This is a genomic window from Microbacterium sp. MYb72 (assembly GCF_002979415.1).
Classification (GTDB): Bacteria; Actinomycetota; Actinomycetes; order Actinomycetales; family Microbacteriaceae; genus Microbacterium; species Microbacterium natoriense.
In genome coordinates, this window is sequence record NZ_PCOT01000012.1 from 53,292 (window position 1) to 74,532 (window position 21,241).

The following is a 21,241-nucleotide window of genomic DNA, read 5'->3' on the forward strand; positions in this document are numbered from 1 at the left end:
CAGATAGCTAACAAGCGAAGGAGTGAAGATGCGCGTCGCCATCACCGGAGGCACCGGCTTCGTCGGGAGGAACCTCGCCGCACGCCTCGAGGATGCGGTCGTCGTCTCCCGTCGCAACGGCGTCGACGTCACCGACGTCGACGCGCTCACCGAGGCGTTCCGCGGGTGCGACGCCGTCGCGCACTGCGCGGGCATCAATCGCGAGATCGGCGACCAGACCTTCCGCCGCGTGCACGTCGAAGGGACCCGCGCGGTCGTCGAGGCCGCGCGGCGAGCAGGGGTCGGCCGCATCGTGATGGTCAGCTTCCTGCGGGCGCGCCCCGACTGCGGCTCCGGCTATCACGAGTCGAAGTGGGAGGCGGAGGAGATCGTCCGCGGCTCCGGCATCCCGCACACGATCCTCAAGTCCGGCATGATCTACGGACCCGGCGACCACATGGTCGACCACGTCACGAAGGCCGTGCGGACGCTGCCGTTCTTCTGGACCGTGGGCTTCCGCGAGCGCACCGCACGCCCCGTCCCCGTGGACGACGCGGTCGACGTCCTCGTCGCCGCCCTCGAAGGCCGCATCCCCGACCCCACGGTGGCCGTGATGGGAGTCGACGAGGTGACTCTGGGCGAGGCGATCCGCCGCATCGCCCGCGTCGCCGATCGCAGCCCCGCCTACCTCCCCGTGCCGGTGTGGACCATCCGCCTCCTCGCGCGGATCACGGAGCGGCTCATGGTCGTGCCGCTCGTGGCGAGAGCGCAGGCCCGGATGCTCGCGGAGGGCGTGAGCGAGGCCGCTCCGCCGGCACCGGAGCCGCCCGTGGGCATCCGTCCGTCACGCGGGTTCACCGACGAGCGGATCCGCGCCGCGCTCCCGGAGGGCCGGTTCGGGCTGAGCGACCTGAGGATCGCACTCCCCCGCCGCCGCTGATCTCCGTCGCGCCGCCGTGCCGATCCTCTGTCGCGTGGCCGTGCTGAACCTCTGTCGCGCCGCCGTGCCGACCCCCGCCGCGCCGCCGTTCGGGAGGAGAAAGCGCGTTCGGGCTGAGGAATCACGCGCAGGGCTCCTCCCGAGCGTGCGAACTCCTCCCGAACGCGCGAGGTGCTCCCGAACGCGCGAGGTGCTCCCGAACGTGCGAACTCCTCCCGAACGCGCGAGGTGCTCCCGAACGCGCGAACTCCTCCGCACCTGCGCGCAGCGGGGAGACGTGGGGAAAACCGGGGCGGAGCCCCTCAGACCGCGTGCACCAGTTCGACAACGCGGGGAAACGGAGGCAGAGCCCCTCAGACCGCGTGCACCAGTTCGACGATGCGGGTGAGCTGGTCGGGATCCGTCTCCGGAGGCACGCCGTGACCGAGGTTGAGGATGTGCGCGCGGGCCGCGCGGCCCCGCTCGAGGACCTCCCGCACGTGCGCCTCCAGCACCGGCCACGGGGCGCTCAGCAGCGCGGGGTCGATGTTGCCCTGCACGGTGACGCCGTCGCCGAGGATCGCCGCGGCCTCGTCGAGCGGCTGGCGCCAGTCGACTCCCACGCCGTCGGCGATGCCGCCCAGGCGCATGTCGGCGAGGAACGGACCGGTGCCGACGCCGAAGTGGATGGTCGGGATGCCGATGCCGGCCAGCGCCGCGTGCGAGTGCGGAGCGACGAAGGCACGGTAGTCCGCCGGGCTGAGCGACCCCGCCCACGAGTCGAACAGCTGGACGACGGAGGCTCCGGCATCCCTCTGGATCTCCAGGAAGCGGCGCGAGACCCGGGCGAGCCAGCCGGCGAGGCGGTTCCAGGACTCGGGATCGGCGTGCATCATCGCCCTGGCGCGCAGATGCTCCTTCGACGGCCCGCCCTCCACGAGGTAGGCGGCGAGGGTGAACGGGGCCCCCGCGAACCCGATCAGGGGGGTGTCGCCGAGCTCGTCCGTGACGATCCCCACGGCGGCGGCGATGGCGGATCCGTCGAGGTCGGCGGGGTCGATCGCGGTGATCCGCTCGACGTCGGCCGCGGTCCTGACCGGGTTGGCGAACACCGGACCGCGCCCAGGCTCGATCTCCACCTCGACGCCGGCGAGGCGCAGCGGGATGACGATGTCACTGAAGAAGACCGCCGCGTCGACGCCGTGCCTGCGCACCGGCTGCAGCGTGATCTCCGCCGCGAGCTCCGGAGTGAGGCAGGCGTCGAGCATCCTCGTGCCGACGCGGAGATCGCGGTATTCGGGCAGGGACCGACCCGCCTGTCGCATGAACCAGACCGGGGTCTGCTCGGGTCGGTGTCCGGCGAGGGCGCGCAGCAGCGGAGCGTCAGAGAGGGCCATGCGTCCATCCTCCCATCCGGGATCTATGGGCCGGCTGCGCTCCAGAACTCCGGAGATCCGAGGCCGCGCCTGCCCGGGTGGGCGCATGATCCCGCGCCTGCTCGGAGCTGTCCGGCGTACGGGCTGACGGTTCTCCGGAGTTCTGGCGCGACCCGTCCGAGAGCCGCGCGAGGGCCGCCGAACCCGGCCCACCGCGGCTCGGGTAGAATCGTCGTGTGCTGCTGTGTGTGACGGCGAGTCACAAGACCGCCTCCTTCGACCTGCTCGAACGCCTGAGCCGCACCCCCGACGACGTCGCACCCACCCTCGTGGGGCTGACGCCGTGCGTGCAGGGTGCGGTCGTTCTCGCGACGTGCAACCGGTTCGAGGCGTACGTGGAGATCGACGAGCCGGTCACTGCGGCCGGAGCCGTCGGCGTGGAAGCCGTGCTGGAAGCGGTCGAGTCCGCGACCGGTGTTCCCGCCTCCGAACTCGACGGCGCCTACGCCGTGCACTCGGGCCGTCGCGTCGCCGAGCACCTCTTCTCCGTGGCATCCGGACTCGAATCCGTCGTGTCCGGCGAGGGCGAGATCGCCGGCCAGGTGCGCCGCGCACTGAAGTCCGCCCGCAAGGACGGCACGACCTCTCCCGAGCTCGAGCGCCTGTTCCAGCGCGCCAGCCAGGCTCAGCGCAAGGTCAAGAACGTCACCGCCCTGGGCCGTGCAGGGCGTTCGCTCGTCCGCCTCGCTCTGGAGCTTGCCGACAGCCGCATCGCCGACTGGTCGGCCGAGCGGGTGCTGCTCGTCGGCACCGGCGCCTACGCCGCCGTCACCCTGGCCACGCTCCGTGAGCGCGGCGCCGAGAACATCTCCGTCTACTCGCCGTCGGGGCGCGCCGAGATCTTCGCCGCGAAGCACGGCATCCGCGCCGTGTCGGCCGACGACTACGCGCGCACGGCCGCACGCTCCAGCCTCCTCATCACCTGCACGACCGCGACGGAGCCCGTCCTCGGCCTCGAGCACCTGCAGCTGCCGGTCGGCGCCGCAGCGGTCGGATGCCCCGTCGGCTCGCACAGCCGGCTCGTGGTCGACCTCGGCATGCCGCGAAACGTCGACCCCGCCGTCGCGACGCTCGAGGGCGTCGCCCTGCTCGACCTCGAGACCATCCGCCTGCACGCCCCTCTCGAGGAGCTGCAGGCGACGGATGCCGCGCGCAGCGTCGTGCGCGAAGCAGCGGAGACCTTCCACGTCGTGGGCTCCCGTCAGAGCGTGACTCCGGCGGTCGTCGCCCTCCGCTCGCACATCTTCTCCCTGCTCGACACCGAGATCGACCGAGCCCGCGCCCGCGGTGACGAGGACGGCAGGGTCGAGCAGGCGCTGCGCCATCTCGCCGGGGTACTGCTGCACACGCCGACCGTGCGCGCCCACGAGCTCGCCGCATCGGGCAAGGCCGACGAGTTCACGTCGGCTCTCGCCTCCCTGTACGGCATCGAGCCGGCGCAGGACGACATCGCCGACGCGGCGAGCGCCTGAGCTCCACCCGCTCTCCACAGGAACCGGGAGAGCACCGGTTCTCCACAGAGTCGCTGCCTCCCGGCACCCGCCGCTCCTCCCCCACCCCTGCCGGTCCTACGGTCGGATGCGTGACAGCGCCGCGTCATCGGCGCAGGATGGGAGGATGCTCGTGTCCCCGGACGTGATCGGAATGATCATCGCTCTCTTCGCCTTCACCCTGACGGTGCTCGGCGGAGTGGCCGGACTGCTCGCGCGGCAGTCGCGAGAGCTGGAAGCGCGGTTCGAGAAGATCGACCTGCGGTTCGACAAGATCGATGAACGGTTCGAGAAGGTCGACGCGCGGTTCGAGAAGGTCGACGCTCGATTCCAGGAGCTGGAGAGTCAGCTGAGCGACCTGAAGCTCTCCATCGCGCGACTCGAGGGTCCGCTGACCCGACTGCAGCGGCTCTGACCACGACGGCCGCCGTGAGGGATGATGGGTTCATGGCCCTTCACATCACCGGAGACACCGCCGCCGACACCCTGCTCACCGAGAACCCCCTGGCCCTGCTGGTCGGGATGCTGCTGGATCAGCAGGTTCCGATGGAGACCGCGTTCGCAGGCCCCCTCAAGATCGAGCAGCGCACCGGGGCGACGGATGCCGCCGCCATCGCGCACCTGAACCCCGACGAGTTCCTCGAGGCGTTCAAGCAGACACCCGCCGTGCACCGGTTCCCCGGTTCGATGGCCGCACGCGTGCAGACCCTGTGCCAGGAGCTCGTGGACCACTGGGGCGGCGACGCCGCCGCCCTGTGGACCGAAGGAGACCCTTCGGGCGCCGAGGTGCTGAAGCGCCTGAAGACCCTGCCGGGCTTCGGAGAGCAGAAGGCGAAGATCTTCCTCGCCCTGCTCGGCAAGCAGTACGGCTTCACCGGCGACGGCTGGCGCGAGGCGTCGGCTCCGTACGGCGAGGAGGGCTCGTACCGCAGCGTCGCCGACATCGTCTCGCCCGAGTCCCTGACGAAGGTCCGCGAGCACAAGAAGGCGATGAAGGCGGCCGCGAAGGCGGAGAAGTGAAGCCGACGGGCGACGACGTCGCCGGACTCATCGCGCGGTCCAGTCCGGCGATCCGCCGGAGGGATGCCGAGACCCTCACCGCGCTGATGCAGGAGATCACCGGGCGGGAACCTGCGACCTGGGGCACGATCATCGGCTTCGGCTCCTGTCACTACCGCTACCCGACCGGCACGGAGGGCGACAGCGGACTGCTCGGCTTCGCCCCGCGCAAGGCCGCGACGACGATCTACCTGTTCGACGGCGTCGCCGCGCACACCGAGGCCCTCTCCGCGCTCGGACCGCACACGACCGGCACCGGCTGCCTCTACATCAAGGACCTCGAGCAGATCGACCTCGACGTGCTCCGCGGCATCCTGGAGCGCTCGCTCGCCTGGGTCGAAGCCGGCGGCACACCCGAGGTGCAGCTCACCGTCACCGGCTGAGCCACAGCATCCGACGCCGAGACCCCCGCGTACCGAACGGCTACGCGGGGGTCTCGGCGTCAGGTCGATGGGTCAGCGCAGTCCTGCGAAGAAGGCGCGGATGTCTCCGGCCAGCACGTCCGGACGCTCCAGGGCCGCGAAGTGCCCTCCCTCGTCGAAGCGGCTCCAGTGCACGATGTTCGAGTTGTCGCGCTCGGCGAACACCCGGATCGTCTGGAAGTCGTCGGCGAACACCGCGACTCCGGTCGGCGCCGCGTTGACGGCATCCGATGCCTCGGCGCGCGCGTTCTCCAGGTAGCTGCGGGACATGCCGGATGCCGCGTTGGCGAACCAGTTCACGCTGACTTCGAGCAGGATCTTCTCCAGCGGCACGAGGGAGGTGCCGTTGCCGAAGGAGTTGAACAGCTCGCTGTAGGCGAGCAGACCGACGGGCGAGTCGCTGATGCCGACCGACACCGTCTGCGGACGGGACGAGTTCATGGTGTTGTAGCCGCCGACCGACTGGAACCACTGCATGTGCTCGAGCCCCGCGTAGTCCTGCGGCTCCAGACGCTCGAACTCGCTCGGATCGCCGGAGGGGAAGGAGAACAGCTGCAGCACGTGGAGTCCGAGGAACCCCTCGGGGTTCAGCAGGCCGAGCTCACGGGCGACCATCGCCCCGTTGTCCGAGCCGTGGATGCCGTAGCTGTCGTAGCCGAGGCCGCGCATGAGCGTGTCGTAGGCCGCGGCGACCCGCGCCGTCGTCCATCCTGCGGCGGACAGCGGCTGGGAGAAGCCGTATCCGGGGGCGTCCGGGATGACGACGTCGAACGCGTCCTCGGCGCGTCCGCCGTGAGCGGCCGGGTCGACGAGCAGGTCGATCAGCTCGAGGTAGTCGACGGCGGAGCCGGGGTAGGTGTGCGCGAGGAGGAGCGGGGTCGCGCCCTCGTGAGCGGAGCGGACGTGGATGAAGTGGATGCGCTGTCCGTCGATCTCGGTCGTGAAGTGCGGGAAGGAGTTGATCCGCTCCTGCGCGGCCTCCCAGTCGAACGCCCGCCAGGCGGCGACGGCGTCGCGGAGGTAGGAGTTGGGGGTTCCTGCGTCCCAGTCGTCCGTGGGCGACGGCTGGGGAAGGCGCGTGCGGGAGAGCCGGTCGTGGAGATCGGCCACCTCGGCGGCGGAGACGGTGACGGTGAAGGGGCTGAGGGAGAGGGTGTTGTTTTCCATATCTCGACTGTAGGAACGCATTAGGCTGGATTCGTTCCTAATGGAAGAACTTCTTTTCGGAGGATCTCTGTGGCCGATCCGACCGCCCGTCTGCTCGCACTCCTGGCCCTGCTGCAGGCCGAGCCGGAGCGCTCCGGAAGCACGCTCGCCTCCCGGCTCGGCGTCTCCACGCGCACCATCCGTCACGACATCGATCGTCTGCGCGAGCTCGGATATCCCGTCGATGCGACGCGCGGCTCCCTGGGCGGATACCGGCTCGGCGCCGGCGGCAAGCTCCCCCCGCTGCTGCTCGACGACGAGGAGGCCGTCGCGGTGACCGTGGGGCTGCGCGCGGCAGCCGGGATCGCCGGGGTCGCGGAGTCCGGCGCCCGCGCGCTGGCCAAGCTCGAGCAGGTACTGCCCTCGCACCTGCGCCCGACCGTCGATGCGCTGCGGTCGAGCGTCGACAGGGCGCCGGAGAACAACGACACGGATGCTCCCGACCCCGAGGTCGACGCCGCGGCGCTGCAGGCCATCGCCCGCGCGATCCGCGACGAGGAGTGGCTGCGCTTCGACCTCGACGACACGCCGGTCCTGGTCGAGCCCTACCGCCTGCTCACCTGGCACCGGCGCTGGTACCTCGTGGCGCGCGATCCGCAGTCGGGCGAGTGGAGCACGTATCGCGTCGACCGGATGCGCCTGCGGATGGCGACGCACCGCCGCTTCTCCCCACAGCCGCTGCCCGGCGGCGACTACACCGCGTTCGCGATGCGCACCATCGCGGTGAGCGGCTGGATCGTGCACGCCCGACTCCGCATCGACGCGCCGGCCGAGGCGGTGCTCGACCGCATCCACGCCGCGGTCGGCGTCGTGGAGCCGGTCGACGACAGCCACTGCATCCTCGTCACCGGCGCCGACAGCCTCGACACGGTCGCGACCTACATCGGGATGCTGATGATGGACTTCACGGTCGAGAGCCCGCCGGAGCTGATCCCGCGCCTCCAGCTGCTCTCGGAGCGCTACGCCCGTGCGGTCGCGGGTTCTCCGAAGCCGCCTGCCGTCGACGCCCCGGCGTGACGACGAGACCCCCGCCTGCGGTGAGCGCAGGCGGGGGTCTCGAGACGGGCGGGGGTCGCGGCGACCCCGACGAGGATGCTCAGGCGCCCTTGAGGCGCTCCGCGAGGTACTGGTGCAGCTCGTCGATCGAGATGCGCTCCTGCGCCATCGTGTCGCGGTCGCGCACCGTGACGGCACGGTCGTCGAGGGAGTCGAAGTCGATCGTGACGCAGAACGGCGTGCCGATCTCGTCCTGTCGACGGTAGCGGCGGCCGATGGCGCCGGCGTCGTCGAAGTCGACCGACCAGGAGCTGCGCAGCGTCGCGGCGACCTCGCGGGCCAGCGGCGACAGGTTCTCGTTGCGGCTCAGCGGCAGCACGGCGACCTTGACCGGAGCCAGGCGAGGGTCGAGGCGCAGCACGGTGCGCACATCGGTGCCGCCCTTGGCGTTCGGCACCTCCTCTTCGACGTAGGCGTCGACGAGGAAGGCCATCATCGCGCGGGTGAGGCCGAACGACGGCTCGATGACGTACGGGGTGTACCGCTCGCCGGACGCCTGGTCGAAGTACGACAGCGACGAACCCGAGGCCTCGCTGTGGCTCGACAGGTCGTAGTCGGTGCGGTTGGCGACGCCCATGAGCTCGCCCCACTCCTTGCCCTGGAAGCCGAAGCGGTACTCGACGTCGATGGTGCCGGCGGAGTAGTGCGCGCGGTCCTCCTCGGGCACGTCGAAACGGCGCATGTTGTCAGCGTCGATGCCCAGATCGATGAACCAGTCCCAGCAGGCCTCGACCCAATGCTCGAACCACTCCTGCGCCTCGGCGGGCGGGGTGAAGTACTCGATCTCCATCTGCTCGAACTCCCGCGTGCGGAAGATGAAGTTGCCGGGGGTGATCTCGTTGCGGAACGCCTTGCCCACCTGGCCGATGCCGAACGGCGGCTTCTTGCGCGATGCGGTGAGCACGTTCGAGAAGTTCACGAAGATACCCTGCGCAGTCTCGGGGCGCAGGAAGTGCAGGCCCGACTCGTCGTCCACGACGCCGAGGTAGGTCTTCACGAGGCCCGAGAACGACTTGGGCTCGGTGTACTGCCCCTTGGTGCCGCAGTTGGGGCAGGGCACGTCGGCGAGGCCGTTCTCGGCCTTGCGGCCCTTGCGCGCCTCGAAGTCCTCGATGAGGTTGTCGGCACGGAAACGCTTGTGGCAGCTGAGGCACTCGACCAGCGGGTCGGTGAAGGTCGCGACGTGGCCGGAGGCCTCCCACACGCGCTTGGGCAGGATGATGCTGGAGTCGAGACCGACCATGTCGCCGCGGCCGCGCACGAAGGTCTGCCACCACTGCCGGCGGATGTTCTCCTTCAGCTCCGTGCCGAGGGGTCCGTAGTCCCACGCGGAACGCGAACCGCCGTAGATCTCACCCGCCTGGAAGACGAAGCCGCGGTGGCGGGCGAGGGCGATGACCTTGTCAAGACGGGACTGTTCGGCCACGGTGGCTCCAATGGTCGGATGCGGGAGGACGCCCGTGAACACGGGCACTCCATTCTATCCGTGCGTGTTCGTCGCTCCATCCGTACGTGTTCGCGGCCTCGGGCGTGCACTCGCTTCCGCGCTCGGAGTACCGTCGAGGGATGAGCACCGCAGAGCAGACCGGCGAGAACAGCCGTGAGGACACCCGCTTCTTCGGCCAGCCCTGGGCGCTGGTGCACATCTTCGGCGTGGAGATGTGGGAGCGCTTCAGCTTCTACGGCATGCAGGGCATCCTGCTCATCTACCTGTACTACTCGGCGACGCAGGGCGGTCTCGGCATCCCCGAGGCGGTCGCCGGCGGCATCGTCGGCGCCTACGGGGGATCGGTCTACCTGTCGACGATCCTCGGCGCCTGGGTCGCCGACCGCCTGCTCGGCTCCGAGCGCGTGCTGTTCCTCAGCGCGATCGTCATCGTCGCCGGACACATCGCCCTCGCCGTGCTCCCCGGCGTGCTCGGTGTGGGGGTCGGCCTCGTCCTCGTCGCGCTCGGCTCCGGCGGGCTCAAGGCGAACGCCACCTCGGTCGTCGGCAGCCTGTACAGCGCGGAGGATCCCCGACGGGATGCCGGGTTCTCCCTGTTCTACCTGGGCATCAACCTGGGCGCCTTCATGGGGCCGATCCTCACCGGCATCCTGCAGTCGTCGCTCGGCTTCCACTTCGGCTTCGGCCTCGCGGCCATCGGCATGACCCTCGGTCTCGTGCAGTACTCCTTCGGGCGCCGGAAGCTCCCCGACGCGGCCAGGCGCGTGCCGAACCCGCTCCCCGCCTCGCGCTACCCGCTGATGTGGATCATCGGCGGCGCCGGCATCCTGCTCGTCGTCGTGCTGGTGCTGGTGGGCGCGATCCGGCCGGACAACCTCGCGACGATCGTGATCTTCGGCACGATCATCGCCGCGGTCGCGTACTTCGCCGTGATCCTCGGCAGCCGCCGCATCGACGGGACGGAGCGGTCGCGCGTCTGGGCGTTCCTCCCCCTCTTCGTCACGAGCGTCGCCTTCTGGTCGCTGTACCAGCAGCAGTTCACGGTGCTCACGGTGTACTCCGACAAGAGGCTCGACCGCTCGCTCTTCGGCTGGGAGATGCCGGTGTCATGGGTGCAGTCGATCAACCCGGTGTTCATCATCATCCTGTCCGGCGTCTTCGCCGTGATCTGGACGCGCCTCGGCAGCCGCCAGCCCTCCACGCCCGTGAAGTTCGCGCTCGGGGCGATCGTGATGGGCGCCGCGTTCCTGCTGTTCCTCCCGTTCGCCGGGGGCGGCGAGAACTCCACGCCGCTGCTCGCGATCGTCGGCATCCTGTTCGTGTTCACCGTTGCGGAACTGCTGATCTCGCCCGTCGGGCTCTCGGTGGCCACCAAGCTCGCCCCTGCGGCGTTCCACACGCAGATGGTCGCGCTGTTCTTCCTGTCGATCGCGCTGGGCACGGCGATCTCGGGATGGCTCGTGCAGTTCTACGACCCGAGCGACGAGGTGCCCTACTTCTCGATCCTCGGCGGCATCGCGATCGTCGTCGGACTCGGACTGCTGCTCGCGGTGAAGCCCGTGCTGCGACTCATGAAGGGCGTCAGCTGAGCCCTACGCGGTGATGTCGGCGGGAGCAGCCGCTCCGACTCCGCTCAGCGCGGAGCTCGCTCAGCGCTCCCGGAAGTAGCGGAACAGGTGTCGTTCGCGAATGCCCGACCAGGCGAGGATCGTCCCGGCGACGACCCCTGCGAGCGTCGCGCACAGACCGCGGAGCGCGTACAGAGCAAGGGACTCTGTTGCGGTCGGCTCCGCCATGACGGCGAGGTGCACCGCGAACGGCGCAACCACCAGGGCGGCGATGAGAGTCACGATGATCATCTCCGACAGGAGCATCGCCAGCTGGTCCGCCCGCTGCACCCCCACATGGCGCGCGGAGGCGAGCTCAAGGCGTCGCCCACGCACGAACGTGACCGCTGCGATCGCACCGAGCACGAGACCGGCGACCGCAGCGTACTCCCAGACGTACGCGACGGGTCCCGTGTCGAACGTCGTTCCGAATGACGTGTTCACCCGGAGGAGCTTCGGACCCGAATCCGCGTCGTCCGACCCGGGCGCCGCCATGACGACAAGCCCCGTTAGGGACTCCACGTCTGACGTCTGAGGCCACACGGTGACCCAGCATTCATCGAACGGGCCCTGATCGGCGAGCGTTTCCGCAACCACGGAGAAGCCGAACCCAGGGCGCCTGCCGTCATCGGGGTAAGAGAACGAGCCAGCGACCGGAACTCGGCCTCCGGCGATGAGAGCAGCCTGCCCGGATCGCCAGCCGAGGGCATCGACCACTTCCGTGGACAGAAGAACTCCCGTTCCCGTGACGTCAGCGCCGAGAACGCCGGCGAAGCCAGGCGTGCTCTCGTAGAAGCGGGCGGAGGTGCTCGGGAGCAGAGTGAGCCGCACACCATCGGATAACTCGCGCACGGCTCCGGCGGCCACGACGTTCGGGAGGTTGCCGAACGAATCGCACTGGGGTCCATCGATCCGCCCCGGCGCCTGTATGACCAGCGTCGCCGCCCCCGACTCACGGAAGTCCCGCGCGCGACGATCGGCGTCGAGGAGCGCAAGCTGCGGCAGAATCACCGCGGCGGCAAGGATCACCACGAGCACAGCAGCGAGCCAGGGACTCCCCCCGACTCCCGCGCGCAGGTTCCGAAGCGCCTCGCGCATCGCTTCACGCGTGCGCATCGATCCTCGAACTCGGGTCATGACGGCGGCGCCACCGCGAACCGGGCCATGTCGATGTGATCAGTGCACGCGTCGCGAGTGCCGACATCATGGGTTGCGACGACGACGATGCTGTCGCGTCCCGCTGCCGCCCCCAGCGCGTCGTTCACCGTCGCTGAGGTGGCCCGGTCCAGCTGTGCCGTCGGTTCATCCACGAGAAGCAGAGCGGGCGCAGCCGCGAGTCCTCTCGCGAGCAGAAGCCGCTGCGCTTCACCGCCGGACAGGGCCGAGAAGGACGTCTCCGCGCGGTGCGCGAGCCCGAAATCGTCGAGGAGCACCGCTGCCCGCGCTTCGGCATCCGACCGGGTCGCCCCTCTCGCGAGAAAGGGAAGCACCACGTGATCGAGCGCGGAGCGCTGATGCACGCCATGCGGGTTCTGGAAGACCCATCCGACGGTACCGGCCTCTCCCCGATCGACTTCTCCCTCAGCCGGGGCGACCCATCCGGCCAGGATGCTGAGCAACGTGGTCTTGCCCGATCCGGAAGGTCCGGTGACGGCGTAAGTCCGGCCGCTCCGAAGATCGAGATCCAGCCCACGGAAGAGGAACGGCTGCTCCCCGAACCGGTGACCGAGACCCGTCGCCGTCAACCGCATGTCGTCTTCGAGGGCGGATCGAGGGCTATCTCCGACAATGCGGCACCTTCGCCGGTCGGACGGACGAAGGACTGTCCGAGTTGAGACGCCAGCACATCAACCTTCGTCGGGGATCCTCCGTCGATGACGCAGAAGGAACCTCCCGCCTCGATGATCGCGCGCGGCGGCACCGGGTACACCTGCACGGGTTCGGTCAGCAGCAACGATGCCTTGATCTTCTCCGCGTCGGACACCTGCCGTGCGGCCGCGTACGCAGGAGTGGCTGCGAGGCGGTCCAGGTCGACGGGTGCGAAGGCGCCTTCCGCGTCGACCGCGAACTCCTGGTCGTCGATTCTGACGAGACGCTGCCCCTCCGCCAGATCATCCGGGAGCGGCGACACCCGTGCACCAAGCACGAGCGACGGAAGGCCCGCGAGAGCGCTGCCCTGACCCACCTGACTGCCCACGGCGACAGGGCATTCCGTGGCGATGATCGACGGCGCAGGCAGCCACGTGACTGCGCCGAGCGAGATCGATTCGACGCCCGCCGCAGTGCCCCCGGCATTCACGACCAACTGACGGAAGGCCAGAAGGGTGGCGCGATTCACTGTATCGCCGGGCTCGACGCCTGCGCCGAGACGGGCGAGTTCGGTGCGGAGCGCCACGACATCGGAGCCTTTCGCCCCGATCGCGAGATCACGCCAGAGCGGAACGCTCGTCGCCAGTGCGATCACCGGTGAGCCATCGACAGAGAAGGGGGCCGACCCCGAGGTGAGCGCCGCGCCCTTTTCACAGGTGGATGCTGTGACGATTCCCGTGCGGCCGCTTGTCAGAGCACGAGCCGGGCCGTACTCGACGGCGACGCCGACTGCGCGCTCATCTGAGAAGGACCGCTCTGACACCGGTAGCACCGTGGTCTCCGCGGGTGCCTCCAGCGATGCAGGTTTCGGCAGGGTGACCGCGAGCATGCCTGCAGCGGCCCCCAGGCAGAGAAGCGCCGCCGCGACGACAGCGTAAGACGACTTGCTCGCTCTCATCGATCCCGCCCTACGACCCGGCCCTGACGCCGAAGGGATTGTCCAGACACGTCGTGGCGTATGCGGCTTCGGGCAGTGGTGGTTGGCCCGACAGAAGGTCTTCGGTGTTGAAATCCGGTTCCACGACCTTCTCGTGGATCAAACAGTCGACGACGCCTTGGTCCCAGTCGCGCGATGCAGGGTTCATGACCTGATCCCGATAGACCGCGTCGACGATCAGGAGAGTGCCCTTCCCGCAGTCGCCTGCGACCTCGCCGTCAGCCCGAATCTGCTCTTCGGTCGCCTGTTCCTTGGGGCGGTTGATCGCCTGACGATAGATGCCGAACTCGTCGCGCTCGTCGGTGGCGGTGAGGCCGCGCCCCTCCACACAGGTCTTCCACGCTGCGAACGCCTCGTCGTACTCCGCCTGCGTAACCGTCCCGTCCTCGAGGACACCAGATTCGAACTCCGACAGTTCGACGCCGTCGTACCCGCTGACCACGCGGTCTACTCGATCGTTGCCCACGTCGTCCGCGGGAGCGCATGCGGCGAGGCTGACGCCCGCCCCCATGAAGATGAGGGCGAGCGTCAGTCCACGCAGAAGTGATGGTGCGAATGTCACCGGATCTGGAATCCGCCGTTGTACGGGTAGCCATTCGAGGCGCTCACCGTCGAGTACCCACTCGCCCGCCACGAGCCGTAGTACGTCGACACGACTCCTGTCGACGAGTTCAGCCGAGAGATGAAGGCCCTCGCCTGTGAACACGTGCCTCCGGTGCGCGCGTAGCTTGACGTGGTTCCCGTGTAGGAGCCTGTGACATCGCAGGTGGCAGCCGCCGCCGGACCGACTGGTCCTGTCAAGACGAATGCTCCTGCCGCCAGCGCCACTGCTGCGACAAATCCCCCGATTTTGCTTCGCATGATTTCTCCGATCGTTTTTGTTATTCCCCCGCGTGCACGGTATCGAGCGTCGTGCCCACCGTCAAGCACGACCCCCTCATGCGGTGAAGAGGTAGCCGCGCTCGACGTCGAAGCCCGCAAGGCGCAGGCCACGGCCGAGCAGAGCCTCCATCTCGGTGCGCAGACGCAGGCGCCACTCGTGCGCCGCGGCGGGGTCTGACTCTCGCAGTCCCTCGATGTCGGCGGGGATCGCCAGCGTCTCGACGACCGTCTCGGCGGCCGGCGGCCGGGCGATGTCGGCGAGCGCCCACTCGACGTCGAGGCGGTCGCTCTCGTCGCCCGCGTCTCCTCCGCCGAAGATGCCGTACACGTTGACCGAGTACCCGGTCGCGCGGGCGCCGAGGACGGTCAGGAAGAAGTGCGCGTTGCGCGCGACCAGCGGATCGAACGTCCAGGTGATGCGGCCCACATCGCGCGAGAAGGCCCACTGGCGCTGATGCTCCTTGAGCTCGCGCCCCCACCCACGACCGCGGTACTCCGGAACGAGCGCCGTGATGTGGGAGTGCATCGCGCGCCGACCGGGCTCGCCGAAGAAGGCGATGGATGCTCCGACCATGCGCTCCTCGTCGCCGTCGCCGTCGAAGAGGCCGACGACGTAGTTGCCGGACTGCTGCAGGGCACGCAGAGTGCCCGCGTCGACGACGCGTTCGGGGCCCCTGATGGAGTCCAGCAGGCCCTGGGCGTCGATGATGAGTTCAACGGTGTCGAGATCACGGATGCTGCGCACGGGTCCAGTCTGCCCCCTCTCACGCGGTTCGCGGAACCGCGCCCCGCGGGAAGGCGGTGCCGCCGCCCGCCGCAAGGGACTCCGAGACGATGTCGAGGAACTCCTCCATCATCTCGACGCTCATCTCCGGGAGCATGCCGTCCCAGTACGAGAGCACGGCGCCGCGCCCCTGCATCATGCCCGCCGGTCGGGCGAACGCCCACAGGTGGAGATGCGCCGAGCCGTCGTTGAAGCGGCTGAAGTGGCACCGCGCGACACCGGGGATGCTCTTGACGGCCTCTGAGATGCGCTGCAGGAGAGGCCCGAGCGCGGCGAGCACCTCGACGGGGGCGTCCTCCAGCAGCCAGTGATCGCGCGGAGAGATGGCGCCGATGAACGGCAGACCACCCGGCTCCCAGCCCGCGCGCACCTGCCACAGGTCGTCGTGCCAGATCGTGTGCTCGTCTGCCTTGCAGCTCCCGCAGTTCTCCGGATCGAGCTCGCCGCTGCGCGGCTTCTCGGGAACGAGCATCGGCTCGAGCGGGCGCATGACGACGGACTCGTAGGCACCGGCCGGGCCCTGCGTCATCCACGATCCGTCCGGCCGCTCGCCGTAGACGAGGCGCCGGTGGAAGGGGGTGTCCGCGGGATGCTGCTCGATGTCTGCGCTCATCCCCACATGCAAGCACGCCGTCGAGCCGGTCGCTGCACACGACAGGCGGATGTCGGATGCCGGTGCGACACTCGTGTCATGCAACAGCGCGTCAGTTTCATCACCCTCGCCGTCGCCGATCTCGCCCGCAGCAGGGCGTTCTACGTCGACGGGCTCGGCTGGGAGCCGATCTTCGCCGGAGACGACGTCCTCATGTTCCCGGTCGCGGAGAAGGTGATCCTCTCGCTGTGGTCGGTCGAGGGCTTCACCGCCGAGATCGGCGAGGCACCGGCCGCGGGGGTTGCCCCGATCACCCTCGCGCACAACCTCGCCACGCCCGCTGAGGTCGACGACGTGCTCGCCGAGGCCGCGCTTCTCGGCGCCCCGGTGAGCCGCGGGCAGCAGCGGGTGTGGGGCGGCTACTCCGGGTACTTCACCGACCCCGACGGCTTCCGCTGGGAGATCGCGGTCAACCCCGGCGAGACCGGGGCGTTCGTGCTTCCGGAATGACCGCGACGGATTCGCTCACGACGCGCCTCGCCCCCGTCGAACGCCGATAGCCTGAGCCGATGGGAGAGAACGACGACCGCGCGCGAAAACGGCTCTCCCGCACACCGCCCAAGTGGGCGATCGTCGCGGTGCTGGCTTTCGCCGGACTCTGCTCGTCGTTCATGTTCACGCTCGTCGTCCCGCTGCAGGCCGAGCTTCCGCACCTGCTGAACTCCTCTCGCGAGGACACCACGTGGGTCGTCACGATCACGCTGCTGGTCGCCGCCGTCGCCACGCCGATCTCCGGCCGCCTGGGCGACATGTACGGCAAGCGTCGGGTCATCATCGTTCTGCTCGCCCTCCTCATCGTGGGCTCCACGATCGCCGCCCTGTCCGGATCGATCGTCGGAGTCATCATCGGCCGCGCCCTGCAGGGCGCCGTGACAGGGGTCGTCCCGCTCGGCATCGCCGTCATGCGGGATGCGCTGCCACCCGAGAGACTCGGCACCGCCGTGGCTCTGATGAGCGCGACGATGGGAGTGGGCGGCGCGATCGGGATGCCCGTCGCCGCGGTCCTCGCCGAGAACGCCGACTGGCACTGGCTGTTCTGGCTCGCCGCCGCGCTCGGCGCCATCGGCCTCGTGCTCGTCCTCGTCACGGTCCCCCAGGACGTGCTCCGCTTCCCCGGTCGGCTCGACGTCCTCGGCGCCGTCGGGCTCGCGATCGGTTTGACCGGCATCCTCCTCTTCGTCTCCCGCGGCGCGCAGTGGGGATGGACGGCGCCGCTCACCCTCACCTGCATCATCGGGGGCATCCTGGTTCTGCTCCTCTGGGGCTGGTACCAGCTGCGCACGAAGGATCCGCTGCTCGACCTCCGCGTCGCCGCCCGCCCGGCGGTGCTGTTCACGAACATCGCCGCGATCGGCATGGGCTTCGCGCTGTTCGCCTCGAACGTGACGTTCCCCCAGCTCCTCGAGATGCCGGTCGGCTCCGGCTCGGGGTTCGGGCTCGACATGGTGGCGGCGTCTCTCGTGATCATGCCGGCCGGTCTCGTGATGATGGTCATCTCCCCGCTGTCCGGCTGGCTCGAACGCACCGTCGGCCCGCGCCCGCTCTTCACCGTCGGCGCCGTCGCGATCGTGCTCGCCTACGTCTTCGTGCTGCTGTGGTCGAGCGAGGTCTGGCACATCTTCGTCGCGAACATCCTCATCGGCGTGGGCATCGGCTTCACGTTCGCAGCCATGCCGATGATCATCATGCGCTCCGTGCCCGCCAACGAGACCGGCGCCTCGAACGGACTGAACGCGCTGTTCCGCTCGGTCGGCACGTCCAGCGCCTCGGCGGTGATGGGCGGAGTGCTCGCCGCGATGAGCGTGCAGGTCGACGGCGTCGCGGTGCCGACCCGCGCGGCCTTCGACGTCTGCTTCTGGCTCGCGATCGCCGCCGGAGCCGTGGCCGTCGTGCTCTCCCTGTTCATCCCGCGGCAGCGCGCGGCAGAGCGGCATCCGTCGCTTCCCGGCTGAACGGATCCTGCCGTGCGTCGGTGATCAGCCGATCGTGCGCGGGTCGGGGTCGCCGTCGCGCGGTGGACGCAGCCGATCGGGGATCGGCCACGCCAGCGTGAACTGCGCCGTCGCCGGACGGGTCATGTCGCCGAAGTCGTCGATCTTCACGACGATCCGCCCCGGAGCGCCCACCTCGTCGGGTGTCACCTCGAGGATCCGCACCCGCAGCGGGCGGTCGGCTTCGCCCTCCAGCATCCACGGGTCCGCGAGCCAGGCGATCCCCCGGTCCTCCAGCGCGACTTCGGCGTCCAGCCATTCGACGGGATCGGATGCCGTGCGCCCCAGCACGTCGACGGCGACCCAGTCGTCTCCCTCGGGGTGGATCCATCCGAGGAGCTCGCCGTCGTCGCGGCGGTGCGGGGTCCAGTCTGCGTAGGGCATCTCCCGATGCTAACCGCCGGATGCCGTGGCCGGCAGAACGTCAGTGCGTGTACTCCATGAGCTCGACGCCGAGCACGCGGAAGGCGTCGTGCGCCCTCAGCCGGTGCGCGATCGAGAGATCGTCGAAGCAGACGATGAGCGAGTAGGCCACGCCGGCGCGGGGCCCCGCGAGGACTCCCGCCTCGGCGCGGACGCCGCGATCACGCCCGGTCTTGTTGATGAAGAGCAGGCCGTGCGCGTCGTGGTCATGGGCGAACGGGTCGAGGCCCGTCGACGCGGCGACGAGGCTGAGGTCCTGGTTGAGGCTGAGCCACTCCGACACCTGAGCGCTGACGGCCGCATCGACCACCTGGGAGTTCACGAGAGCCGAGAAGAGCCCGGCGAGCTCGCGCGCCGAGCCGACGGAGACATGCGGGGCGTCATCGGGGCCCCGCTCATCACGGAACCGATCGAGCAGCGCCGTGCGGCGCAGCCCCAGCGATTCGATGCGCTCGCGCACCCGATCGTGTCCGACCTTCTGCAGGAGCGCGTTCACGGCGATCGGGTCACCGGCCGTGGCGGCGAGCACGGCGAGGTCTTCCAGCGGCAGAGCGGGAGCGTGCAGATGACGCCACAGCCCCGATGTCGACACCTGATCCACCGCGGTGCGATCGACGATCTCGAGCGGGTCGAGCGTTCCGGCCTCGAACCCCGCGGCGACCTCGATCAGCAGGGGCACCACGCCCAGCCCGGCCACGGGCATCGTCACATGGTCGTCTCCGGAGAGGACGTGCACGTGGCTGTCGAGGTCGACGACGTGCACCGACACTTGCGCCCCGGCATCCGCCAGCGCCTCCAGCGCGCGCAGCGTCGAGGTGAACGACCGCCGACCGGCGGCGGCACGACGCGGCAGGCGCCGACTGGTGCGCTGAGAGCGGCGCAGCATCGCCTGCGACGGCCCTTCGACAGGCTCGGGAGCGCCCACGCGTGATCCTTACGGGGGGTGGATTGGCGGGAAGCCGCGGGATGCACTCCCCCGCAGCACGGATATCGTAACCCCCGCGAGTGAGGAACCCTCACAAACTCCGGAGATTGGTCATCAGATCGTCACATGCGCGGCGTGCGCAGCGTCAGAAGTCTGTGACGCTGCGCACGCGGGCGTTCACCAGATGGTGACGCGGTCGCCCTCGGGCAGCCACAGAGCGTCGTCGGAGGTGACCCCGAACGCCTCGTAGAACGCGTCGATGTTGCGCACGATCTGATTGCAGCGGAACTCGTTCGGCGAGTGCGGGTCGATCGTGAGCAGGCGCAGCGTCTCCGCCTCGCGGCTCTTCTGCTGCCACACCTGGCCCCACGACAGCAGCAGTCGCTGCACGCCGGTGTACCCGTCGATGACGGGCGCCTCGGCACCCCCGAGCGAGAGCTCGTACGCCTTCAGCGCGATGCCGAGTCCGCCCAGGTCGCCGATGTTCTCGCCGATCGTGAGCGCCCCGTTGACGTGGTGCTCGGCGTCGAGTCCCTCGGGGACGAGCGCGTCGTACTGCGCGATGAGGGCCTTGGTGCGCTCCTCGAACGCCGAGCGGTCGGCATCCGTCCACCAGTCCTCGAGCTTGCCGTCGCCGTCGTAGCGGCTGCCCTGGTCGTCGAACCCGTGGCCGATCTCGTGGCCGATGACCGCGCCGATGCCGCCGTAGTTCGCCGCCGCGTCGCGCGAGGCGTCGAAGAAGGGGTACTGCAGGATCGCCGCGGGGAACACGATCTCGTTCATCGACGGGTTGTAGTACGCGTTCACCATCTGCGGAGGCATGTGCCACTCTGTGCGGTCGATCGGCGTGCCGACCTTGTCGATGTGGCGGTCGTGCTCGAAGATCGCGGCGCGGCGGACGTTGCCGAACAGGTCGGCGCGGTCGATCGCGAGGGAGGAGTAGTCGCGCCACACCTCGGGGTGTCCGATCTTCGGGGTGAAGGCGTCGAGCTTGGCGAGGGCGCGCTCACGGGTCTCTGAGGTCATCCACTCGAGCTCGGCGATGCTCTGCCGGTACGCCTCGATCAGGTTGTCGACCAGCTCGTCCATCGCGGCCTTGGCCGTCGGCGGGTAGTGCCGCTCGACGTAGACCTTGCCGATGGCCTCGCCCAGCGCGCCCTCGGTGACGGACACTCCGCGCTTCCAGCGCTCGCGGATCGTCGGGACGCCGGACAGCTCGGTGCCGTAGAACGAGAAGTTCTCCTGCACGAGGTCGTCTGTCAGGTACGGGGCGGCCGCGTGCACGACCTGCGCACGCAGCCACGCCTTCCAGTCGTCGAGGCGCTCGTCGGTCAGCAGCGTGCCGAGTCCCTCGAAGAAGCTGGGCTGCGAGACGACCGCCTCGGCGAGCGCGACCGGGTTGGACGGGCTGACCGCGTCTCGCCACGCGCCGAGATCGACGCCAACGAGCTCCTGCAGCTCGGCCCAGGTCTTGAGGTTGTAGGTCTCCACGGCATCGCGACTGCGCACGTTGTCCCAGTGGTGCCCCGCGAGCTCGGTCTCGAGGGCGATGGAGCGCTCCGCCTCGGACGCTGCGTCGGAGACGCCGGCGAGAGCGAGCAGGCGCTCGAGGTGCTCGCGGTACTTCGCCCGCGTGTCTTCGAAGGTGTCGAGGCGGTAGTAGCTCTCGTCGGGCAGCGACAGACCACCCTGCAGCAGCACCGGGACGTAGCGCTCGGGGTCACCGGGGTCGCCGTCGACGTACAGTCCGATCAGGTGGGCGCGACCGTCGCGGTCGTACGCGCCCGCGACGCGCAGGAACGCGGGGACGCCGTCGATCGCGTCGATCTCGGCGAGGGTGTCGGCCAGCGGGGTCACGCCCGCCGCGGCGATGCGGTCGGTGTCCATGAAGCTCGCGAACAGGTCGCCGATCTTGCGAGCGAGGGTGCCGTCGGCGGCATCCTGCGACTCTTCGATGATGGCCCTGACGTCTTTCTCGGCCTGCTCGGCGAGGAGGTGGAAGGACCCCCACCGCGCCTTGTCGCCCGGGATCTCGGTGCGGGACAGCCACGCGCCGTTGACGTGGCGGTACAGGTCATCCTGCGGACGGATGTCGGAGCTGAACTCTTCGGTGGCCAGGCCAGAGGGGAGGACGTCTGTCATGCGAACAGCCTATGC

At 69.5% G+C, this 21,241-nt stretch carries 21 protein-coding genes; 9 read left to right on the forward strand and 12 right to left on the reverse strand.

Going from position 1 to position 21,241, the window contains the following annotated elements; genetic code table 11:
- Window positions 1-28 precede the first annotated feature (28 nt).
- Complete coding sequence (locus tag CQ047_RS08685) at window positions 29-919, forward strand: NAD(P)H-binding protein (RefSeq protein ID WP_105674266.1); 891 nt, start codon at window positions 29-31, stop codon at window positions 917-919.
- A 353-nt stretch (window positions 920-1,272) separates the two neighbouring features.
- On the opposite strand, the gene hemE is transcribed toward CQ047_RS08685, so the two are convergent.
- Entirely contained in the window at window positions 1,273-2,295 is a 1,023-nt protein-coding gene (hemE, locus tag CQ047_RS08690; protein WP_105674268.1) for a uroporphyrinogen decarboxylase, read from the reverse strand.
- A gap of 215 nt (window positions 2,296-2,510) precedes the next feature.
- On the opposite strand from hemE, the gene CQ047_RS08695 reads away from it, so the two are divergent.
- The 4 genes from CQ047_RS08695 (at window position 2,511) to CQ047_RS08710 (ending at window position 5,266) form a co-directional block, all read left to right on the forward strand.
- Entirely contained in the window at window positions 2,511-3,806 is a 1,296-nt protein-coding gene (locus tag CQ047_RS08695) for a glutamyl-tRNA reductase (protein WP_105674270.1), read from the forward strand.
- 145 nt (window positions 3,807-3,951) lie between these two features.
- Window positions 3,952-4,239, forward strand: a complete 288-nt coding sequence (locus CQ047_RS08700; protein ID WP_105674272.1) for a hypothetical protein — start codon at window positions 3,952-3,954, stop codon at window positions 4,237-4,239.
- 32 nt (window positions 4,240-4,271) lie between these two features.
- Complete coding sequence (locus CQ047_RS08705) at window positions 4,272-4,844, forward strand: HhH-GPD-type base excision DNA repair protein (RefSeq protein ID WP_105674274.1); 573 nt, start codon at window positions 4,272-4,274, stop codon at window positions 4,842-4,844.
- Window positions 4,841-5,266, forward strand: coding sequence for a DUF1801 domain-containing protein (locus CQ047_RS08710; protein ID WP_105674276.1), 426 nt, complete (start codon window positions 4,841-4,843; stop codon window positions 5,264-5,266). The genes CQ047_RS08705 and CQ047_RS08710 overlap by 4 nt, the downstream gene beginning before the upstream one ends.
- Before the next feature lie 72 nt (window positions 5,267-5,338).
- On the opposite strand, the gene CQ047_RS08715 is transcribed toward CQ047_RS08710, so the two are convergent.
- On the reverse strand, window positions 5,339-6,472 hold the full coding sequence (locus CQ047_RS08715; protein WP_105674278.1) for an epoxide hydrolase family protein: 1,134 nt from the start codon (window positions 6,470-6,472) through the stop codon (window positions 5,339-5,341).
- Window positions 6,473-6,541: 69 nt separating this feature from the next.
- Between CQ047_RS08715 and CQ047_RS08720 the strand changes: the two genes are divergently transcribed.
- Window positions 6,542-7,528 carry a YafY family protein gene (locus CQ047_RS08720; protein ID WP_105674280.1) on the forward strand — a complete coding sequence of 329 codons (987 nt, stop codon included), beginning with the start codon at window positions 6,542-6,544 and terminating at the stop codon, window positions 7,526-7,528.
- 79 nt (window positions 7,529-7,607) lie between these two features.
- Here the strand turns inward: CQ047_RS08720 and CQ047_RS08725 are convergent, their stop codons facing one another.
- Window positions 7,608-8,993, reverse strand: a complete 1,386-nt coding sequence (locus CQ047_RS08725; protein ID WP_105674376.1) for a glycine--tRNA ligase — start codon at window positions 8,991-8,993, stop codon at window positions 7,608-7,610.
- 140 nt (window positions 8,994-9,133) lie between these two features.
- On the opposite strand from CQ047_RS08725, the gene CQ047_RS08730 reads away from it, so the two are divergent.
- The gene (locus CQ047_RS08730) at window positions 9,134-10,603 is read left to right on the forward strand and encodes a peptide MFS transporter (protein WP_105674282.1); all 1,470 of its coding nucleotides are present in this window, start codon (window positions 9,134-9,136) and stop codon (window positions 10,601-10,603) included.
- A 60-nt stretch (window positions 10,604-10,663) separates the two neighbouring features.
- Here the strand turns inward: CQ047_RS08730 and CQ047_RS08735 are convergent, their stop codons facing one another.
- The 6 genes from CQ047_RS08735 to CQ047_RS08760 form a co-directional block, all read right to left on the reverse strand.
- Window positions 10,664-11,737, reverse strand: a complete 1,074-nt coding sequence (locus tag CQ047_RS08735; protein WP_105674284.1) for a hypothetical protein — start codon at window positions 11,735-11,737, stop codon at window positions 10,664-10,666.
- A 17-nt stretch (window positions 11,738-11,754) separates the two neighbouring features.
- Window positions 11,755-12,372 (reverse strand): ATP-binding cassette domain-containing protein, encoded by a 618-nt coding sequence (locus tag CQ047_RS08740; protein ID WP_105674286.1) that lies wholly within the window; start codon window positions 12,370-12,372, stop codon window positions 11,755-11,757.
- Window positions 12,363-13,319: a hypothetical protein gene (locus CQ047_RS08745; RefSeq protein ID WP_146114305.1), complete on the reverse strand. Its 957-nt coding sequence runs from the start codon at window positions 13,317-13,319 to the stop codon at window positions 12,363-12,365. The genes CQ047_RS08740 and CQ047_RS08745 overlap by 10 nt, the downstream gene beginning before the upstream one ends.
- A gap of 79 nt (window positions 13,320-13,398) precedes the next feature.
- On the reverse strand, window positions 13,399-14,133 hold the full coding sequence (locus CQ047_RS08750; RefSeq protein WP_146114306.1) for a hypothetical protein: 735 nt from the start codon (window positions 14,131-14,133) through the stop codon (window positions 13,399-13,401).
- A gap of 231 nt (window positions 14,134-14,364) precedes the next feature.
- The gene (locus CQ047_RS08755; protein ID WP_105674292.1) at window positions 14,365-15,054 is read right to left on the reverse strand and encodes a GNAT family N-acetyltransferase; all 690 of its coding nucleotides are present in this window, start codon (window positions 15,052-15,054) and stop codon (window positions 14,365-14,367) included.
- Window positions 15,055-15,073: 19 nt separating this feature from the next.
- Window positions 15,074-15,706 (reverse strand): hypothetical protein, encoded by a 633-nt coding sequence (locus CQ047_RS08760; protein WP_105674294.1) that lies wholly within the window; start codon window positions 15,704-15,706, stop codon window positions 15,074-15,076.
- A gap of 78 nt (window positions 15,707-15,784) precedes the next feature.
- Between CQ047_RS08760 and CQ047_RS08765 the strand changes: the two genes are divergently transcribed.
- Window positions 15,785-16,195: a VOC family protein gene (locus CQ047_RS08765; RefSeq protein WP_105674296.1), complete on the forward strand. Its 411-nt coding sequence runs from the start codon at window positions 15,785-15,787 to the stop codon at window positions 16,193-16,195.
- Between the two features lie 59 nt (window positions 16,196-16,254).
- Window positions 16,255-17,697, forward strand: a complete 1,443-nt coding sequence (locus CQ047_RS08770) for an MFS transporter (RefSeq protein WP_105674298.1) — start codon at window positions 16,255-16,257, stop codon at window positions 17,695-17,697.
- 24 nt (window positions 17,698-17,721) lie between these two features.
- Here the strand turns inward: CQ047_RS08770 and CQ047_RS08775 are convergent, their stop codons facing one another.
- The 3 genes from CQ047_RS08775 to CQ047_RS08785 form a co-directional block, all read right to left on the reverse strand.
- Entirely contained in the window at window positions 17,722-18,120 is a 399-nt protein-coding gene (locus CQ047_RS08775; RefSeq protein ID WP_105674300.1) for a hypothetical protein, read from the reverse strand.
- Window positions 18,121-18,160: 40 nt separating this feature from the next.
- On the reverse strand, window positions 18,161-19,045 hold the full coding sequence (locus CQ047_RS08780) for a serine hydrolase (protein WP_105674378.1): 885 nt from the start codon (window positions 19,043-19,045) through the stop codon (window positions 18,161-18,163).
- A gap of 216 nt (window positions 19,046-19,261) precedes the next feature.
- Complete coding sequence (locus tag CQ047_RS08785; RefSeq protein ID WP_105674302.1) at window positions 19,262-21,226, reverse strand: M13 family metallopeptidase; 1,965 nt, start codon at window positions 21,224-21,226, stop codon at window positions 19,262-19,264.
- Window positions 21,227-21,241 lie beyond the last annotated feature (15 nt).

Excerpts from the sequence above, each read along its gene's own strand:
- CQ047_RS08685 (WP_105674266.1), top strand. The coding sequence starts at position 29 with ATGCGCGTCGCCATCACCGGAGGCACCGGCTTCGTCGGGAGGAACCTC.
- hemE (WP_105674268.1), bottom strand. The coding sequence starts at position 2,295 with ATGGCCCTCTCTGACGCTCCGCTGCTGCGCGCCCTCGCCGGACACCGA.
- CQ047_RS08700 (WP_105674272.1), top strand. The coding sequence starts at position 3,952 with ATGCTCGTGTCCCCGGACGTGATCGGAATGATCATCGCTCTCTTCGCC.
- CQ047_RS08705 (WP_105674274.1), top strand. The coding sequence starts at position 4,272 with ATGGCCCTTCACATCACCGGAGACACCGCCGCCGACACCCTGCTCACC.
- CQ047_RS08715 (WP_105674278.1), bottom strand. The coding sequence starts at position 6,472 with ATGGAAAACAACACCCTCTCCCTCAGCCCCTTCACCGTCACCGTCTCC.
- CQ047_RS08730 (WP_105674282.1), top strand. The coding sequence starts at position 9,134 with ATGAGCACCGCAGAGCAGACCGGCGAGAACAGCCGTGAGGACACCCGC.
- CQ047_RS08735 (WP_105674284.1), bottom strand. The coding sequence starts at position 11,737 with ATGCGCACGCGTGAAGCGATGCGCGAGGCGCTTCGGAACCTGCGCGCG.
- CQ047_RS08740 (WP_105674286.1), bottom strand. The coding sequence starts at position 12,372 with ATGCGGTTGACGGCGACGGGTCTCGGTCACCGGTTCGGGGAGCAGCCG.
- CQ047_RS08745 (WP_146114305.1), bottom strand. The coding sequence starts at position 13,319 with ATGCTCGCGGTCACCCTGCCGAAACCTGCATCGCTGGAGGCACCCGCG.
- CQ047_RS08760 (WP_105674294.1), bottom strand. The coding sequence starts at position 15,706 with ATGAGCGCAGACATCGAGCAGCATCCCGCGGACACCCCCTTCCACCGG.
- CQ047_RS08765 (WP_105674296.1), top strand. The coding sequence starts at position 15,785 with ATGCAACAGCGCGTCAGTTTCATCACCCTCGCCGTCGCCGATCTCGCC.
- CQ047_RS08770 (WP_105674298.1), top strand. The coding sequence starts at position 16,255 with ATGGGAGAGAACGACGACCGCGCGCGAAAACGGCTCTCCCGCACACCG.
- CQ047_RS08775 (WP_105674300.1), bottom strand. The coding sequence starts at position 18,120 with ATGCCCTACGCAGACTGGACCCCGCACCGCCGCGACGACGGCGAGCTC.
- CQ047_RS08780 (WP_105674378.1), bottom strand. The coding sequence starts at position 19,045 with ATGCTGCGCCGCTCTCAGCGCACCAGTCGGCGCCTGCCGCGTCGTGCC.
- CQ047_RS08785 (WP_105674302.1), bottom strand. The coding sequence starts at position 21,226 with ATGACAGACGTCCTCCCCTCTGGCCTGGCCACCGAAGAGTTCAGCTCC.